At 30.9% G+C, this 17,405-nt stretch carries 19 protein-coding genes; 10 read left to right on the top strand and 9 right to left on the bottom strand.

Going from position 1 to position 17,405, the window contains the following annotated elements; all coding sequences use genetic code 11:
• Positions 1 to 40: 40 nt before the first annotated feature.
• From ACEWL1_RS05075 to ACEWL1_RS05105, 7 genes are all read right to left on the bottom strand, one after another.
• Entirely contained in the window at positions 41 to 550 is a 510-nt protein-coding gene (locus ACEWL1_RS05075) for an OmpH family outer membrane protein (RefSeq protein WP_409232195.1), read from the bottom strand.
• A gap of 36 nt (positions 551 to 586) precedes the next feature.
• Entirely contained in the window at positions 587 to 1,321 is a 735-nt protein-coding gene (locus ACEWL1_RS05080) for an OmpH family outer membrane protein (protein ID WP_409232196.1), read from the bottom strand.
• A 69-nt stretch (positions 1,322 to 1,390) separates the two neighbouring features.
• The gene (gene bamA, locus ACEWL1_RS05085) at positions 1,391 to 3,916 is read right to left on the bottom strand and encodes an outer membrane protein assembly factor BamA (protein WP_409232197.1); all 2,526 of its coding nucleotides are present in this window, start codon (positions 3,914 to 3,916) and stop codon (positions 1,391 to 1,393) included.
• Positions 3,909 to 4,661 (bottom strand): isoprenyl transferase, encoded by a 753-nt coding sequence (locus ACEWL1_RS05090; RefSeq protein ID WP_409232198.1) that lies wholly within the window; start codon positions 4,659 to 4,661, stop codon positions 3,909 to 3,911. The genes bamA and ACEWL1_RS05090 overlap by 8 nt, the downstream gene beginning before the upstream one ends.
• Before the next feature lie 3 nt (positions 4,662 to 4,664).
• Positions 4,665 to 5,342 carry a type IX secretion system protein PorG gene (gene porG, locus ACEWL1_RS05095; RefSeq protein ID WP_409232199.1) on the bottom strand — a complete coding sequence of 226 codons (678 nt, stop codon included), beginning with the start codon at positions 5,340 to 5,342 and terminating at the stop codon, positions 4,665 to 4,667.
• Between the two features lie 105 nt (positions 5,343 to 5,447).
• Complete coding sequence (locus tag ACEWL1_RS05100; protein WP_409232200.1) at positions 5,448 to 6,347, bottom strand: NAD kinase; 900 nt, start codon at positions 6,345 to 6,347, stop codon at positions 5,448 to 5,450.
• A gap of 3 nt (positions 6,348 to 6,350) precedes the next feature.
• Positions 6,351 to 7,007, bottom strand: coding sequence for a CBS domain-containing protein (locus ACEWL1_RS05105; RefSeq protein WP_409232201.1), 657 nt, complete (start codon positions 7,005 to 7,007; stop codon positions 6,351 to 6,353).
• 73 nt (positions 7,008 to 7,080) lie between these two features.
• Between ACEWL1_RS05105 and ACEWL1_RS05110 the strand changes: the two genes are divergently transcribed.
• Together ACEWL1_RS05110 and ACEWL1_RS05115 are read left to right on the top strand one after the other, a co-directional pair.
• Positions 7,081 to 7,803 carry a pyridoxine 5'-phosphate synthase gene (locus ACEWL1_RS05110; RefSeq protein ID WP_409232202.1) on the top strand — a complete coding sequence of 241 codons (723 nt, stop codon included), beginning with the start codon at positions 7,081 to 7,083 and terminating at the stop codon, positions 7,801 to 7,803.
• Positions 7,804 to 7,885: 82 nt separating this feature from the next.
• Positions 7,886 to 8,662: an alpha/beta fold hydrolase gene (locus ACEWL1_RS05115; protein ID WP_409232203.1), complete on the top strand. Its 777-nt coding sequence runs from the start codon at positions 7,886 to 7,888 to the stop codon at positions 8,660 to 8,662.
• A gap of 11 nt (positions 8,663 to 8,673) precedes the next feature.
• Here the strand turns inward: ACEWL1_RS05115 and ACEWL1_RS05120 are convergent, their stop codons facing one another.
• Positions 8,674 to 8,901, bottom strand: a complete 228-nt coding sequence (locus ACEWL1_RS05120; protein WP_409232204.1) for a hypothetical protein — start codon at positions 8,899 to 8,901, stop codon at positions 8,674 to 8,676.
• Between the two features lie 152 nt (positions 8,902 to 9,053).
• Here ACEWL1_RS05120 and ACEWL1_RS05125 point away from each other — a divergent pair, with 152 nt between their 5' ends.
• The 6 genes from ACEWL1_RS05125 (at position 9,054) to ACEWL1_RS05150 (ending at position 15,261) form a co-directional block, all read left to right on the top strand.
• Complete coding sequence (locus ACEWL1_RS05125) at positions 9,054 to 9,404, top strand: phage holin family protein (RefSeq protein ID WP_409232205.1); 351 nt, start codon at positions 9,054 to 9,056, stop codon at positions 9,402 to 9,404.
• A gap of 93 nt (positions 9,405 to 9,497) precedes the next feature.
• Positions 9,498 to 10,820: a trigger factor gene (gene tig / locus ACEWL1_RS05130; RefSeq protein ID WP_409232206.1), complete on the top strand. Its 1,323-nt coding sequence runs from the start codon at positions 9,498 to 9,500 to the stop codon at positions 10,818 to 10,820.
• 202 nt (positions 10,821 to 11,022) lie between these two features.
• The gene (clpP, locus tag ACEWL1_RS05135; RefSeq protein ID WP_409232207.1) at positions 11,023 to 11,685 is read left to right on the top strand and encodes an ATP-dependent Clp endopeptidase proteolytic subunit ClpP; all 663 of its coding nucleotides are present in this window, start codon (positions 11,023 to 11,025) and stop codon (positions 11,683 to 11,685) included.
• 58 nt (positions 11,686 to 11,743) lie between these two features.
• Positions 11,744 to 12,985 carry an ATP-dependent Clp protease ATP-binding subunit ClpX gene (gene clpX / locus ACEWL1_RS05140; protein WP_409232208.1) on the top strand — a complete coding sequence of 414 codons (1,242 nt, stop codon included), beginning with the start codon at positions 11,744 to 11,746 and terminating at the stop codon, positions 12,983 to 12,985.
• Positions 12,986 to 13,054: 69 nt separating this feature from the next.
• The gene (dnaG, locus tag ACEWL1_RS05145; protein ID WP_409232209.1) at positions 13,055 to 15,046 is read left to right on the top strand and encodes a DNA primase; all 1,992 of its coding nucleotides are present in this window, start codon (positions 13,055 to 13,057) and stop codon (positions 15,044 to 15,046) included.
• An 83-nt stretch (positions 15,047 to 15,129) separates the two neighbouring features.
• Positions 15,130 to 15,261, top strand: a complete 132-nt coding sequence (locus tag ACEWL1_RS05150) for a hypothetical protein (RefSeq protein WP_409232210.1) — start codon at positions 15,130 to 15,132, stop codon at positions 15,259 to 15,261.
• On the opposite strand, the gene nadE is transcribed toward ACEWL1_RS05150, so the two are convergent.
• A complete protein-coding gene (nadE, locus tag ACEWL1_RS05155; protein WP_409232211.1) occupies positions 15,253 to 16,041 on the bottom strand; it encodes an NAD(+) synthase in 789 nt (262 codons plus the stop codon). The genes ACEWL1_RS05150 and nadE overlap by 9 nt on opposite strands.
• 59 nt (positions 16,042 to 16,100) lie before the next feature.
• On the opposite strand from nadE, the gene gldB reads away from it, so the two are divergent.
• Both gldB and gldC read left to right on the top strand, forming a co-directional pair.
• A complete protein-coding gene (gene gldB / locus ACEWL1_RS05160; RefSeq protein WP_409232212.1) occupies positions 16,101 to 17,057 on the top strand; it encodes a gliding motility lipoprotein GldB in 957 nt (318 codons plus the stop codon).
• Positions 17,057 to 17,392 carry a gliding motility protein GldC gene (gldC, locus tag ACEWL1_RS05165; protein ID WP_409232213.1) on the top strand — a complete coding sequence of 112 codons (336 nt, stop codon included), beginning with the start codon at positions 17,057 to 17,059 and terminating at the stop codon, positions 17,390 to 17,392. The genes gldB and gldC overlap by 1 nt, the downstream gene beginning before the upstream one ends.
• The last annotated feature ends 13 nt before the right edge of the window (positions 17,393 to 17,405 follow it).

Genomic DNA, 17,405 nt, shown 5'->3' on the forward strand with positions numbered 1-17,405 from the left:
TAAGTAGGTTTTTTTTAATTTATAATTAAAGTAGATTTCTTTAGAATCCTAATTTAGCTTTTACAGCATCGTAAATGTCTGTTCCCTTTTCAAAGATAATTAATCCACCGCCTGGAGCAGAATTAAAAACATATACTAATCCTTTTGCTGCAGCAACATCTTGAATTGCTTTTTGAGCCTTTTCGTAGATTGGGTTTTTCAACTCAATTTCTTTTTTTCTTAACTCTTGAGTAGCAATTTGCTCTGCTTGTTGAATTTTAGCTGCATCACTTTGTAATTCGGCTTTTCTTCTAGCATTTGTTTCTGGAGTTTGAGATTTTTCTTCAGCAGCATATCTTTGTGCTTTCGTTTGATAAGCTTTTATATTAGCCTCAATATCATCTTTATATGTTTTTTGAATCTTTTCTAGTTCAGAGTTTGCTTTTTTAGTATCTGGCATATTTTGCACTAACTTAGCAGTGTCTATATGACCGATTTTTTGTGCATTGGCAACTCCTCCTACACCTAACATAAATACAGCTATTAATAATAACTTTTTAAATTGTTTCATTTCTCCTTGTTTTAATTTTAATTTATTTATTCTTTGTTATTTATTCTTTTCGTTTTTCTTTTTTGCAGCATTCTTTTTTTCTAAAAGTAATTTTCTTTTAGCATCTCTTTCTTTTATTTTAGCTTCCCTTTTTGCTTGTATTGCTTTTTTCTGATCTTCAATTTTCTTTAGTCTAGCTTGTTTTATTGCTTCTAACTTTTCTTGAGCTGCTGTTTTTTTTGCAGCAACATTGTCTTTAGAAGTTTTAATTTTTCGGTCTTTAACAATGCTTGCTAAAACGAGTTCGCTAATATCGTATTTTTTATTTGAATATAACATGACTAATTCGCTAGATTTATCTAAAACAAAGTCATATTTTTTTCTTTTTGCAATACTTTGAACCGAATTATAAACCAAATCTTGTATTGGTTTTACCAATTGCTTTCTTAAAATGAATAAATCTCCTTGCGGACCAAAATATAGAGACTCTAATCTTGCCAGTTCTTCTTTTTTTATAGTAATGTCTTCTTCTTTTTCTTCAATTAAATCTTTTGTTAAAATTGCTTTTTCGTTTGCTAAATCTGTTTTAAGAACTTCTATGTGCCTTTCTAATTTAGATAAATTGCTTTTCCATTTTTCAACTTTAGCATTTAAATTATTTTGTGCGGTTACATATTCAGGAACATTTTCTAAAATATATTCCATATCTATATATGCTAGGTTCTGACCCTTTTGCGCAATGCTATTTTGTAGGGTAAACAAAACAACGATTAATACGAATATTTTTTTCATCTTTAATAGTTTTTGTTTTGAAAAAACCGTGCCAAAAATAGAATACTTTACTAGCTAGATATCTAATTTTTAGAACTGCCTTCCAATAATAAAATGTGTTTGCCAACCAGATTTTGGAGCATTTGGAGAGTTGTTATAAATTGGTAATGCATCATATCCGTGAGCAAAATCAATTCCTAGCAATCCAAACGCAGGCATAAAAATACGTATTCCAACACCAGCAGACCTTTTTAATTCAAACGGATTATAACTGCTAAAATTGTCGTAAGAATTTCCAGCTTCTAAAAAACCTAAAGTATAAATAGAAGTTGCAGGTTTGTCAGTAATAGAATAACGTAATTCTAATTGAAATTTATTATATATTGTTCCACCTTGAATAGAAGAAAGCTGACTGTTTTCATATCCTCTTAATCCAATGGTTTCTCTTCCGTCTAATTGATAAGCGGCTAACCCATCTCCACCGACAAAAAATCTTTCAAATGGAGTTGCACCAACTTTACTGCTGTAGTTTCCTAAGAATCCACCTTCAGCATTCATCATTAAAACAAGTTTATCTGTAAATGCTGTGTACCATTTTCCTTTAAAACTTAACTTGTAATATTCCATCCATTTATACTTTTCAGCTAGGCTAATGTTTGTATAATCTTTTCCGTTTACTAACGAGTAAGGGAATGTTAACTTAGCACCAATACTAAATTCTGATCCGTAGGTTGGGAATATTAGTGATGGTCCGGCTGAGTTTCTAATTAACTGAATATTATAGGATAAATTATTTAAATTGGCATTGCTTAAAATATCTGTACCAACTCTAAACCCATAATTGTTTAAACTAAAGTTTTGGTAACTTATAGATTGTGATAGTTGAAAATAATCATCTGGCCATTGCAATCTTTTTCCAAGACCAAGCGTAACACCAACGATACTTAAATTTTGATCTTTATCTACAATACCCGTTCTATAATCGTACTGATATTGATTTGAGTTGTAAATTGAGAATGAGAATGATTGTGGTTTTTTACCACCTAGCCATGGCTCTGTAAATGAAAAACTATAGGTGCTGTATGTTCTACTTGCTTGTAAACGTAAAGATAGTTTTTGACCATCTCCTGTTGGTAAAGGTTTGTAAGCTTCTTTTTTAAACATGTTTCTAATAGCGAAATTGTTAAACGATAATCCTAACGTTCCGATAAAAGCACCACCACCATAACCACCTTGTAATTCTATTTGACTACCTCCTTTTTCTGTAACTGTAAAATCGATATCGGCAGTTTTATTTTGCCAATCTGGTTTTACTTCTGGAGTAACATTTGTGTCAAAAAAACCTAATTGACCTATTTCTCTAATAGATCTAATGATTTCTGCTCTATTAAATAAATCTCCTGGTTTTACTCTTAATTCTCTATATATTACGTGGTCGTTAGTTTTTTCGTTTCCAAAAACAGTAACCTTTTTAATAGTTGCTTTTTCGTCTTCACGAATTCTAACCTCAACTGTAATGGAGTCGTTTTCTACTTTTGTTTCAACGGCATCAACTGTAGCAAAAAGAAATCCGTTATTATGATACAGGGTTTGTAAATCTTGAGAATTTGGAGTGTTATCTCCTTTTACTCTTTCTTTTAACACAGTTCCGTTATAAACATCGCCTTTGTCGATACCAAGTATTCTTGACAATTGATTTACCGTAAAGTTTTTGTTTCCAACATAATTAATATCACTAAAATAGTATTGTCTTCCTTCTTCTACTTCAATTTCTAAACTAATTGTATTGTCGTCATTCCAAACTAATTTGTCGCTTAAAATACGTGCATCTCTATAACCATTTCTGCTATATTTTTCTAAAATGCTTTCTAAATCTTCTCTATAATTATCTTCAATATATTTAGAAGATTTCCAAAACCTACCAAACATTTTTTCTTTGGTATTGCTCATCGCTTTTCTAAGCTTACTGTCAGAAAATTCTTTATTGCCAATAAAAGAAATATCTTTTATTTTAATACGTGTTCCTCTATCTATATGAACATCTATATTTACAACATTAATGTCTGAAGTGTCTTTTGATGTGTTTATAGATACTTTGGTTTTTAAAAAACCTTTGTCAGTAAATTTCTTTTTAAAATAATTGGTTGAGGTAACAATTAAATTGTCAGTTACCATTGCGCCAGTTTTAAGATCTGTATCTTTTTTTAATTCTTTTCTTTTTGATTTTTTAATTCCAGAAAAAGTAACTTCTTTTAATTGTGGTAATTCTGTTACGTTAAATTGTAAATAAGCAACATCACCATCAAGCTTTGAAATATATACATCAACATCGCTAAATTGTTTGCTTTCGTAAAGCTTTTTAATTGCGCTTGTTAATTTATCTCCAGGCAGTTTAATAAGTTGTCCGTTTCTTAAACCAGTAAATATTTTTACTGTTTCTTCGCTAAACTTTTTTAATCCAGTAACTGTAATTCCTCCTAAAACATATTCTTGTCCTTTTACATAAGATATTTGTGTTGGGATTGTATCTTTAGATGATGTATTATTGGTTTGTCCGTTAACATTTACAGTTAAAAAACTTAATAAAAATAGTACTACAATAGTATATTTACTCATTTGGTGTTTCAATTTGTTCGCTTGTTTTACCAAAGCGTCGTTCTCTATTTTGATATTCAATTATTGCGTCAAAAAAATCGCTTTTTCTAAAATCTGGCCAAAGTATATTTGTAAAATACAATTCGGCATATGCCATCTGCCAAAGCAAAAAATTACTGATGCGCTGCTCGCCACTTGTACGAATCATTAAATCAACATCGGGCAAATTAAATGTATATAAATGATTATTAATAACTTTTTCGTCAATTTCTTCTATTTGAAGTTCGTTATTAACAACTTTTTTAGATATGTTTTTGATAGTATTAACAATTTCTTCTCTAGAACCATAACTTAATGCCATAGTTAAAGTTATTTTAGAATTGTTTTTAGTAATATCGATAACTTCAGATAATACTTTTTGAGCATTGTCAGGCAAACTAGTAATGTCTCCAATAGCATTTACTTTAACACTGTTTTCTTGAAAAGTGGGCAATTCTTTTTTTAATGATGTAATTAAGAGTTTCATTAAAGCATTTACCTCCATTTTTGGGCGATTCCAATTTTCTGTAGAGAAAGCGTACAACGTAATTACTTTTACACCAATTTCTGCAGCTGCTTCTATAGATTCCCTTACTGCTGTTAAGGCATTTCTATGACCAAAAATACGTTCCATACCTTTACCTTTAGCCCAACGACCATTACCGTCCATAATAACAGCAACATGTTGTGGTACTTTTTGTAAATTAATGTGTAGTTTTTTATCCATATATTATCTTAACTCTGCATAACAAGCTGGTCTTCCAAATGCGTATACTAATGAAATTCCAGTAAACATATACCAATCGTTAGAGTTTCCTCCAAAATTTAATGATGGAACGTTGCTTGTTGTATAATCTAAATCATCAGTAAATGTATATCTTACTCTTGTTTCTAATGCAAATCCAATATTATCACTCAACTTTCCTTTAAACCCTAATCCAAACGGAATTGCATATGAAATTTTAGTTTTTAAATTGTATTGTCCTGGAACAATCTCAGACTCAACACTATCATAACCTAATGCCGCAACTTCTAGTAAAATATACGGTGTGTATATTTTATCTTCAGAAGTCATGTCATATTCAAAAAAATTATATTCAATTCCTACGGCTACTTCTTTTATAGAATTCTTAAAATTAAAATTCCTATTTACTCTAACTAAATTTGATGATTTTGAATCATCTCCACTGATAGGTAAATAACTTAAAGTACCTCTTAAAGCAATTCTTGGATTTAAATTGTGTTTGTAAATAAGGCTTGCAGCAATGTTATTTGGATACATATAAGTAGTTCTTCCTACATCACCAACATAATTGCTTCCCCCGATAAACACTCCAATTTCATTTATTTGTGCCCATGAAATACTTGTGATACAAATAAATACTATTGCTAAAAGTTGTTTCTTCATCTTAAAAAATAGCGTGCAAATATAGTTAATTCAATTTGCTTTATAAAGTTAATAACTTGTCTTTTTTGAATAACTATTATTTTAGGGAAATATTGTAGTCTGTAATTAATGTTTTAAGTTGTTTCTAGTGTCTTCTCCCCACAATAATTTACTTCTTAATGTTTTTAAGAACGATTGATTGGTAAGTGCAATCGTTTTAATAGTGAAAGCTGCTTTTTCGATAAAAATTTGAGTGTCCTCATTGATGGTTGCAATTCTAGAATCTAAAGACATTAAAAAGGTATCTTCTCTACCACTTACTTCTAGTTTAATTTTTGTGTTTTCCGAAATCACTAAGGGTCTAGCGTTTAGATTATGCGGTGCAATTGGTGTAATAACTAAACTTTTAGAATCTGGCAAAACAACGGGCCCGTTACAGCTTAAAGAATACCCGGTTGATCCTGTTGGAGTTGAAACAATTAATCCGTCAGCCCAATAATTTGTTAAGTACTCTTCGTCTAAAAATGTTTTTACTCCAATCATAGAAGTAGTGTTTTTTCTAGCAACAGTAACTTCGTTTAGGGCGAAATTAATTTCAGAAAGCTCTTCTGTTTTCGGGGTTGTTTTTACACTTAAAAGTGTTCTTTCTTGAATTTTGTATTCTTCAAGTAATAATAATTCTACAGCTTGGTTAATTTCTTCTTTTTGGATGGTTGCTAAAAAACCAAGTCTACCCGTATTAATTCCCAATACAGGAATATTTAAATTACGTATATACGTTATAGATCTTAATATAGTTCCGTCTCCGCCAATTGTAAAAAATAAATCAAACGAGTTGTTTAAATCATTAAAATGAGAAAATGTTGGATACTTTTTTGGTAGTAAATTTTCTTTCTGAAAAAGATCATAAAACTCTTTTTCAAAGAAAACAACGATTTTTTTTTCTTGCAAAACGTCAATCAATAACAATACTTCATTAATTGAGTTTGTATTGTAAGACTGACCGTAAATTGCTACTTTTTTCATTGACTAGGTATTTAAGAATTTTTGTAGATAATCTGATCTATTTTTTAATTCTTCCAAATAAATATCATCTTTATGCTCGCTAATAATAGTGTAATCATAACGTCTAAAAGTTTGAATAATTTCATTTATTTCTTGTGATGAAATTTTAAGTGTAACTTCTACTTTGTCGCTAGATCTTTTCGATTCGAAACCGCCTAAAACAATTCCGTTGTTGGACTCAATTATTTGAGAAACTTCGCTCATCGTATAGTCTTTCGTGCTTTTTTCAATGACCAAAACAATGCCTTCAGCATTTAAAAATGGTGTTTGAGAAAATTCATCTAAAACATTATTAAGATCTAGGTAACCAAGGTATTTTTGATTTGCAATTGCCGGAAGAATGTTTGTTTCATTATCCGCAAAAATCTTTAATACTTCTAGCAAAGATTCGTTGTTGTTTGTTTGAAAGTGTTCAAATATATCTACAGATTCTTTTAATAACTCTTCTTTATTTTCTATCGTTAAAACATCAGTTTGAGAAATGCAACCAACAAAATGTGCATTGTCTACAACCGGAATATGCGTAATTGGATAGGTTTCACAAAGTTTTAATGCTTCTTTAACTGTACTTTGCGTTGTTAAAGGCATAAAGTCGTTTAATATGTATTCTGTAATATTCATGCGATACGAATATAAGATAAAAAGGCTAATAATTTTTGATGAAATCTGTACTTTTGTGGTTTAATTTTAGAAGATGACAAAGTTAAGTGTAAATGTAAATAAAATTGCTACGTTGCGTAATTCTCGTGGTGGAGATGTTCCAAATCTTATAAAAGTTGCTGGCGATATCGAATCTTTCGGTGCAGAAGGGATTACTATTCATCCAAGACCAGATGAGCGTCATATTCGCTACCAAGACGCGTATGATTTAAAAGAAATTGTAAAAACAGAATTCAATATTGAAGGAAATCCAATTCCGAAATTTATGGAAATGGTGTTGAAAATAAAACCAACACAAGTAACGTTGGTTCCTGATAGTGTTGATACATTGACTTCAAATGCGGGTTGGGATACCATAAAAAATCAATCTTTTTTACAAGAAGTAATTTCTGAGTTTAAAAATGCAGGAATTAGAACTTCAATTTTTATTGATACAGATTTAAAATTGATTGAAGCAGCTGCAAAAACAGGAGCAGACCGAATAGAATTGTACACAGAAGAATTTGCTACTCAGTTTGAATTAGGTAATAAAAATGCTATAAAACCATATACAGAAGCTGCAATTTTAGCAAATAACTTAGGTTTAGGAATTAATGCAGGACATGATTTAAGTTTAGAAAATATTCAGTTTTTTAAAGAGAATATTCCGAATTTAGCAGAAGTTTCTATTGGTCACGCGCTAATTTCTGAGTCTTTGTATTTAGGATTAGAAAATGTGGTAAATATGTATTTACTCAGATTAAAGGCAAAAGGCTAAAGGCAAAAGTAGAAAGGATAATATCTGGTCGAGCGGAGTAGAGACCTCTTTAACAATTCAAAACTCTAACAATCTAAAAGAGATGTCAAAAAAACAAATATTACATTCTAGAATCCTTGGAGAAGGACAACCGTTGTTAATTTTACACGGTTATTTTGGCAATGGCGATAATTGGAAATCGATAGGGATTAAATTGTCAGACACTTTTCAGGTTCATTTGATAGATCAAAGAAATCACGGTCGTAGTTTTCATGCAGATGCATTTGACTATGAATTAATGGTAGAAGATGTACGCAATTATATAGAGCATTATCAATTAGAAAAAGTACATCTTTTAGGGCATTCTATGGGCGGAAAAACAGTAATGCTTTTTGCAGTTGAATACCCAGAATTAGTAGATAAATTAATGGTTGCAGACATTTCTCCGAGAATGTATAAACCACATCATCAAGATATTTTAGACGCTTTAAATTCTATTGATTTTACAAAGCAAACTTCAAGAGCTTTGGTGGATGAAAAACTTGCAGAAAAGATTCCAGAAGTCGGAGTTCGTCAATTTTTAGCACAAAATATTTATTGGAAAGAAAAAGGAAAATTAGACTTCCGTTTCAACTTGCCTTCTTTAACAGAAAACAATCATGAAATTGGTGCAGCTTTGCCTTCTTTTACCATTTTTGATGGAGAAACTTTGTTTTTAAAAGGAGAAAATTCTGGGTATATAACTTCAAGAGAAGAGTCAATAATTAATGCGCATTTTCCGAATCATAAAATTGTAACCATAAAAAATGCAGGACATTGGTTGCATGCCGAAAATCCAACAGATTTTTTAACGGCTGTTGAAAGTTTTCTAAAACGATAAAAGTAAAAATATTATTGTCTCGGTCTGTAAATTGCTCCAGTCGCAAAATCAACAATTGTTCCAGGTAAAAATAATATAATATCAGCAATTAAAGCGATAACTCTAACTTCTCTTTGAGGTTGTCCTGGTGCAGGTTTTGTTTTTTGATATTCTGTAACTGGGCCACCAAGAAGCGTAGCGCAACCTGTCATAGATAATGCTAAAAAGCAAATAAGTGTAATCTGAACTATTTTTTTCATAATATGAGTTTAGTGCAAAGTACAACCTTATCGTTAAAAAACTGACAGAATGTTTCATTTTTATAACTTAGTAAAAAAATAGCTGCCTTTTTATCAGTAAAACGGCTTTGGCTAGATTTTAGCATAACTCATTTAAATTAAAACAGTTAAAAATGAATTTTCTTCTAAAAGTATTACTTACAGCAATGGCTGTTTTTGTATTAGCAGCAATTTTACCCGGAGTAGAAGTTGCCAATTATGTAACAGCAATTTGGGTTGCTTTTGCAATAGCCGTATTAAACATGTTTGTTCGTCCGCTTTTGATCTTTTTTACACTGCCAGCAACTATAGTAACGCTTGGCTTATTTTTGTTTGTCATAAATGCAATCATCATTTTACTAGCGGCTAATTTGGTTGGCGGATTTTTAGTGTCGAGTTTTTTCTCTGCATTATTGTTTAGTATTTTGCTTTCTGTATTTAGATCGGCATTATTTAAATTGATAAAAGACGAAAAAGGAGAATAAAGAATATAACTGAAATTGAAGTGTTTAAACCTTTGCAGAGTTGGTAAAAATCACTAATTTTGCAGCCAATTTTTTAAGAATATAATTGATATTATGAATATTACCAAAGAAAACGTAGATGCATTAAATGCAGTTGTTAAAGTTGATATTGTTGCAGAAGACTATCAAACTAAAGTAACAGAAGTATTACAAGATTACCGTAAAAAAGCAGACATTCCTGGATTTAGAAAAGGGCATGTGCCAATGGGAATGGTAAAAAAACAATACGGAAAATCTATCATGATAGATGAAGTTAACAAATTGCTACAAGAATCTTTAAATAAATTCTTAACAGAAGAAAAACTTGATATATTAGGAAATCCATTGCCTAGAGTACAAGATGATTTTTCTTGGGATACAGAAACTTTTTCTTTTGAATTCGAATTAGGCTTAGCTCCAGAATTCACAGTAGATTTATCTGCAAAAAAGAAAATCACACAATATAATATTGTTGCAGATGATGCTTTAATTGATAAAGAAGTAGAAAATTTACAATCTCGATACGGAAAAATGAATGCTGTTGATACTGTAACAGAAGAAGCAAACGTAACCGGAACTTTTGTAAACGAAGAAAAAGAAATCAATAAAAAAACTACGATTTCTTTAGCTGATCTTAAAGGGAAACCAAACTTAAAAAAGTTTGTGGGTGCTAAAGTTGGTGATGTTTTAGAATTAAAGACAAAAGGATTGTTTTCTGACGATCATAAATTAGAAGGAGCATTAGGTTTATCTCACGATGATATTCACGGTTTAGATATTAAAGTTTCTTTTACTATTGAAGAAATTACTGTAACAGAATTGGCAGATTTAGATCAAGAATTGTTTGATAAACTGTTTCCAAATGGTGATGTAAAATCTGTTACAGAAGTAAGAAACAGAATTAAAGAAGATGCAGAAAAGCAATTTTTAGCGCAAGGAGATCAACAATTATTAAATGCGGTGACAGAATATTTAGTAGAAAATACAAAGTTCGATTTACCTTCAGCTTTTTTACAAAAATGGTTGGCAACTGCTGGAGAAAAAGAAATGACTGCTGAAGAAGCTGCTGAAGAATATGCAAAATCAGAAAAAGGATTGCGTTATCAATTAATCGAAGGAAAGATTATGAAAGATAACGACATCAAATTAGATTATGCAGAATTGGTAGAGTATGCAAAAGGATTTATCAGAACGCAAATGGCACAATTCGGGAATATGAATCCAGAAGAAAAAGAATTGGACGATATTGCTGCAAGAATCTTAGGAAACCAAGACGAAGCAAAACGCTTACAAGAGCAATTAATTTCACATAAATTGTTGACTTTCTATAAAGATAACATCACATTTAAAACAAAAGAAGTTACTTACGAAGACTTTATCAAAGAGGTTTATAAGTAACAGCTTGTAAAAAAAATGTCATTTCGAGCCCTGCCTGCGGCAGGCAGGCGGAGTCGAGAAATCTCATTTTTAAATAAAAAATCAAGAATATCAAAAACTCCTTTACTAATTAAAGGAGTTTTTTTAGTCATCGACTGTAACAAAATAGTAGTAAAATAGTTCTTATATTTACAGTTCTAAACATTTAAAAAATAATCAGGAAATGGATTACGGAAAAGAGTTCGAAAAATACGCAACAAAGCATCACGGAATTAGCAGTACACATCTAGGTAAAATAACAAGTAGTTTAACGCCATATATTATGGAAGAACGTCAAATGAACATTACTCAAATGGATGTTTTTTCTCGTTTAATGATGGATAGAATTATTTTTTTAGGAACAGGAATTAACGACCAAGTTGCCAATGTAATTCAAGCACAATTATTATTCTTAGAAAGTGTTGATGCATCCAAAGATATTTCTATTTACATCAATTCTCCAGGCGGAGGAGTGTATGCTGGATTGGGAATTTACGATACCATGCAATTTATAAAACCAGATGTAGCAACAATTTGTACAGGAATGGCAGCTTCTATGGGAGCCGTTTTAATGTGTGCAGGACAAAAAGGAAAACGTTCTGCATTGCCACATTCTAGAATTATGATTCACCAACCTCTAGGTGGCGCACAAGGACAAGCATCAGACATTGAAATTACAACAAGAGAAATTTTAAAATTGAAAGATGAATTGTATGAAATTATTGCAGATCATTCTGGGCAAACCATAGAAAAAGTAAACGCAGATTCTGATAGAGATTATTGGATGATTGCATCAGAAGCGAAAGAATATGGTATGATTGATGAAATTTTAACAAGAAAAAAATAAAGAAAAAGCCATCAGCTCTTAGCCTTTTGCTAATAGCTAACAGCCAAAAGAAAACAAAATGTCGAAAGAAGAAAATTTAGAATGTTCGTTTTGTGGACGTAAAAAAGCAGAAACTAATTTGTTAATTGCTGGTATTGATGCGCACATTTGTGATAAATGTATTGAGCAAGCAACAGGTATTTTAGAAGAAGAAGTTACAGAGAAGCAAGCAAGCGGATTGTCTAAAGATTTAATGCTGAAAAAGCCAAAAGAAATCAAAGAGTTTTTAGATCAATATATAATTGGTCAAACAGAAACTAAAAAATCGATGTCGGTTGCTGTTTACAATCACTATAAAAGGCTATTACAATCAAAATCTACTGAAGAAGATGATGTAGAAATAGAAAAGAGTAATATCATTTTAGTTGGAGAAACTGGAACAGGAAAAACATTGGTTGCAAAAACGATTGCTAAAATGTTAAACGTGCCTTTTTCTATTGTAGATGCTACTGTTTTAACACAAGCTGGTTATGTTGGAGAAGATGTAGAAAGTATTTTAAGCAGATTATTGCAAGTTGCCGATTACGACGTAACAAAAGCAGAAAGAGGAATTGTTTTTATTGATGAAATTGATAAAATTGCTCGTAAAGGAGACAATCCGTCAATTACTAGAGATGTTTCTGGTGAAGGCGTTCAACAAGCGTTGTTAAAATTATTAGAAGGTTCGGTTGTAAATGTTGCTCCAAAAGGAGGAAGAAAACATCCAGATCAAAAATTTATAGAAGTAAATACCAAAGATATTTTATTTATTGCTGGTGGAGCTTTTTCTGGAATCGATAGAATGATCAGCAAACGTTTAAATATGCAAGCCGTTGGATATTCTGCTTCTGTTGCAGAAGATAAAATTGATGAAGATAATTTACTGCAATACATCATTCCTTCCGATTTAAAAGCTTTTGGATTAATTCCAGAAATCATTGGTCGTTTACCTGTGTTGAGCTATATGAATCCATTAGATGCAAAAACGTTAAGAGCAATTTTAACAGAACCTAAAAATTCAATCATCAAGCAATACACAAAGTTGTTTTCTATGGATGATATTACATTCGAAATAGATGAAGAAGCATTGATGTATATTGTAGATAAAGCGGTTGAATACAAATTGGGCGCAAGAGGTTTGCGTTCGTTGTGTGAAGCAATTTTTACAGATGCCATGTTCGAGTTGCCAAGTTCTGATATTAAAGAATTTAAAGTAACAAAAGAATATGCAGAAAATAAATTAACAAAGACAGCATTAAAGAAATTGAGTGTTGCTTCTTAAGAATAATTAAAATTAATTAAGACCTCATAAAAGATAACTTTGTGAGGTCTTTTTTTATATTTTTGTTTTATGATATCCAAACAAACCATAGATCGTGTTTTTGAAACTGCAAGAGTAGAAGAAGTCATAGGTGAGTTTGTACAATTAAAAAAAGCAGGAAGTAACTTTAAAGGGTTAAGTCCGTTTACAGACGAAAAATCGCCTTCTTTTATGGTGTCTCCTGTAAAGCAAATTTGGAAGGATTTTAGTACAGGTAAAGGAGGAACTTCTGTTTCTTTTTTAATGGAACACGAACATTATTCGTATCCAGAAGCCATCAGATATTTAGCGAAGAAATACAATATTGAAATTGAAGAAACTGAGCAATCAGACGAACAAAAACAACAATTAAACGAACGTGAAAGTATGTTTTTGGTGTCAAAATTCGCTGCAGAATATTTTCATGATTTAATGCTACATACGCAACAAGGAAAAGCAATTGGACTTTCGTATTTTAAAGAGCGTGGTTTTAGAGACGATATTATTGAAAAATTTGATTTAGGATATTGTAAAGACGAATGGGATAATTTCACAAAATCAGCTTTAAAAAAAGGTTACGACATCAAATATTTAGCATCAACCGGATTAACCATTGTTAAAGAAAATAAACAGTTTGACCGTTTTAAAGGACGTGTTTTGTTTCCGATTCATTCTATGTCGGGAAGAATTCTTGGTTTTGGTGGACGAATTTTAACTGCGGATAAAAAAGCGGCAAAATATTTAAATTCACCAGAAAGTGATATTTACCACAAGAGTAAAATTTTATACGGAATTTATCAGGCGAAAAAAGAAATTGCCAAGCAAGACAATTGTTTTTTAGTTGAAGGATATACCGATGTAATTTCGTTTCATCAATCTGGAATAGAAAATGTGGTTGCTTCTTCTGGAACAGCTTTAACTTCGGATCAAATACGTTTGATAAGAAGATTAACACAAAACATTACCGTGCTTTTTGATGGTGATGCAGCAGGTTTAAGAGCATCAATTCGTGGAATTGATTTGATTTTAGAGCAAGGAATGAATGTAAAAGTGGTGACGTTTCCTGAAGGAGAAGATCCAGATAGTTTTGCAAAATCGCATTCTGATGCAGAATTGAAAGAATATTTAGAAAATACGGCTCAAGATTTTATCAATTTTAAGGTTTCTTTATTGATGAAAGAAGCCAAGAATGATCCTGTTAAAAAAGCAGGATTAATTCGTGATATTGTAACGAGTATTTCTAAAATTCCTGATGGAATTCAGCGAGAAGTGTATGTGCAAGAATGTTCTAGAATCATGGAAATTTCTGAACGTGTATTGTTTAGTGAATTGGCACAACTTTTAAACAAAGAAGCTACTTCTAAAAGTAAACAAAGAAATGTAGATCCAAATCAACCACCACCAGAATATTTTGCAGAGCAAGAAGCTGCAATGACCGCAGTAAAAGGAGGAATGGTTGCTGGCCAGAAAGTGAACCAGTTAGATTTGCTAGAAAAAGAAATTATACGAATTTTACTATTATTTGGAAACGAAGAAGTCCATTTTACAAATATTATTGAAAGTGAAAACGAGCACGGAAAAATAGTTAAAGAGGAAGAAAAATATACTTCTCCTGTCTTTAAAGAATTGTATTTAAATCTTCAGGAAGACGAAATTGAGTTTACCAATGCTGTTTTTCAGATGGTTTATTATGAATTAATTAATCAAATTAGTCAGAATGAGAAAATAGAAATTAGTAGCTTAATTCATCATGAAAATAAGGAAATAGCAAATGAAGTAACAAGTATCTTGATGGATGAAGAAAAATATACGTTGAGCGAATGGGAACGTAAAAATATTTTTGTTACCGAAACAATTTCTATTTTACCAAAATTAGTAACAGATGCTATTTTAAACCTTAGAAGAATACTAATAGAACGTAAGATTAATGAGATAATGAAAGAAGCTCAAGAAAATAATTCTGTAAGTGTAGATTTAGAATTAGTAGCTAATTATACAGGGCTTAAAAAACGCTTGTTTGAAAAGTTAAATAGGGTTGTTTAGTTTCATTTTAATAGATACGTATTTCTACTTATTTGAGTTTTAATTTTTTTCGTATATTAGTATCCGCTAAAAAAGAAAAAGACATGAAAAAAACGCTACAAATCTTAAACATAATCAGACTTTTTATACTTTTACCATTTTCTGTTGTTAATGGTTCTAAGAAAAAAGCATATCGTAGAATTAAAAGAACTATGATTGCTGCAAACTTACTTTAAGTCACCACTAATTTTACAAATAGGTATTGGCAGCATTTTGTGTTGATTGATGGTATTTAATCGGGTATAAATTTTAAATACCTCTAATTCTCTTCCCTTAAAATCTGAAATGCTTTTACCTTTTTCTAGCATTTGCATTGCCCATTCCAATTCATCATAAGAAGCGCCGATTTGATCTTCGTCTGTTCTACTATCTCCAAATAAACCATCTGTTGGTTGTGCATTTTGAATAGATTCAGCAACATTTAGATATTTGGCTAATTCGTACACTTCTGATTTTAATAAATCTGCAATCGGACTTAAATCTACGCCGCCATCACCATATTTTGTGTAAAATCCAACACCAAAATCTTCTACTTTATTTCCTGTTCCTGCAACTAATAATCCTTCTAAACCAGCTAAGTAGTACAAAGTTGTCATTCTTAATCTTGCTCGAGTATTTGCCAAAGCAAGATGTAACGCGTCAGAATTTTCTGAACTTGGTGCTTGTGTTTTAAAATCTTCAAATGTACTGGTTAGGTCAACTTTAACAGAAGATACGTTGCTAAAAGTAGCTTTTAAATGATTGATGTGCTCTAATGCTCTACTAACTTGACTTTCTGCTTGGTGAATTGGCATTTCTACACAAACCGTTTTAAATCCAGTTTTAGCACAAAGTACAGAAGTTACTGCAGAATCTATTCCGCCAGAAATTCCAATTACAAATCCATTTACTTTTGCATCAATTGCATAATTTTTTAACCAATTAACAATGTGTTCAGATACTTTTTCTACCTTCATTTATAAACTATTTTAGTACTTTTGTCGTTCTTAAATTAGAACTCTAATATACAAAGATAATGCGGAAATATTTTTTCATTTTTACACTTTTCACAACCTTGTTTTCTTGTGATAACAAACAAGAAAATCAAATTGATTTGAGTGCTGTTGAGGTAGAATTTTCGATTGATCGGTTTGATGTAGATTTTTATACATCAACAGAAAGTTCGCTAGAGCAAACAAAAACGATGTACCCATTTTTCTTTTCTAAGAATGAACCAGATTCTATATGGGTAGCTAAGATTAATAATAAAAACGAACAAGAATTGTTTTTAGAAACACAGAAAATATATGCTGATATTAATTTTCTTAAGAATGATTTAACGCAATTATTTAAGCATATTAAATATTATAATCCAACTTTTAAAGCGCCAAAAGTGGTTACACTTTTAAGTAATATTGATTATCAAAATAAGGTGTTGTATTCAGGAGATTATTTATTAATTTCTTTAGATGTTTATTTGGGTAAAAGCCATGAGTTTTATGCTGATTACCCAAGTTATATCAAACAAAATTTCGAAAAAAATCATATTGTAGTTGATGCTGCTAAAGCAATTATACCGAAACAAAATATAACTAATGATAGAACATTTATCAGTAAAATGATAACAGCAGGGAAACAGTTATACTTTTTAGACAACTACTTACCAACAGTTAATGACAATCAGAAGATAGGATATTCAAATGAGAAATACAATTGGGCAGTTGAAAATGAAGAGCAAGTTTGGAAATATTTTATTGAAAATAAACTATTGTTTAGCACAGACACAAAATTGAATCAACGCTTTTTAGAATTGGCTCCGTTTTCAAAATTTTATAGATCAGAAGATACACTGTCACCAGGAAGGATTGGGGTATGGATTGGTTGGCAAATTGTAAGATCATACATGCTGCATAATGATGTATCTTTGCAGCAATTATTAAAAACACCTTCAGAAGAAGTATATAAAAACTCTAAATACAAACCTAAAAAGTAATGGCAATAAAACACACTTCAGAAATAAATTTTAAAGTAGGATTGGACGAAAATAAAGTTCCTGAAAATATTTTTTGGACGGCAGAAGATGGCGGAATTGAAGATTCTGAATCTAAAGCGATAATGATTTCTGTTTGGGATCATCTACAGAAAGATACACTTCGTATGGATTTATGGACAAAAGAGATGCCAGTAGATGAAATGAAACAATTCTTTCATCAAACCTTAGTTTCTATGGCAAATACTTTTGAGCGAGCTACCGATGATCAGAAAATGAGCGCAACTATGAGAGATTTTTGTGATTATTTTGCTGAAAAACTAGAGCTAAAAAAATAGTATTGACATAAAC

This window comes from Polaribacter gochangensis (assembly GCF_046224025.1).
GTDB lineage: Bacteria > Bacteroidota > Bacteroidia > Flavobacteriales > Flavobacteriaceae > Polaribacter > Polaribacter gochangensis.